Annotated in this window: 1 protein-coding gene; it reads left to right on the forward strand. The window is 64.2% G+C overall.

Features of this window, described 5'->3' with window-relative positions; genetic code table 11:
- The coding region (locus AB4Y34_RS41915) for an AMP-binding protein (protein ID WP_368719316.1) at window positions 1–553 on the forward strand (553 nt) is incomplete at both ends.

Raw genomic sequence — 553 nt, forward strand, 5'->3', positions numbered from 1 at the left:
AGCACCGTGAACCTGCTGCACTGGAGCCGCAGCGTGTTTGCGGAATCCGAGACCAGCCGCATGCTGTTCTCTACCTCGATCGGCTTCGACCTGTCGGTCTATGAGTGCTTCGTTACGCTGTCGCAGGGAGGCACACTCTATCTTGTCGAGGATGCGCTGGCGCTGGCACATACGCCTCTGGATGTGTCGCTGATCAACACGGTCCCCTCGGCGATGGCGGCGCTGCTCGACCAGCAGGCCGTGCCGGCATCGGCGCGCGTAATCAACCTGGCGGGTGAGCGGTTGCCTGCCAGCCTGATCGGCAGAGTGTTCAGCAGCAGTGGCGCAGAGAAGATCTGCAACCTGTACGCACCGTCCGAAACAACGACGTATTCGACCTGGACCTGCATGGCAAGGGGGGAGGCGGTCGTTGAAACGATCGGCCGCCCGATTGCGAACACGCGGGTGTACGTGCTGGACGGTCATGGAGAGCCGGTGCCGTTCGGGGCGGTGGGGGAGCTCTACATTGGCGGGGCGGGGGTGGCGCGCGGCTACCTGAAGCGTGCGGAGCTGA

Source organism: Paraburkholderia sp. BR10954 (genome assembly GCF_040965775.1).
GTDB lineage: Bacteria > Pseudomonadota > Gammaproteobacteria > Burkholderiales > Burkholderiaceae > Paraburkholderia > Paraburkholderia youngii.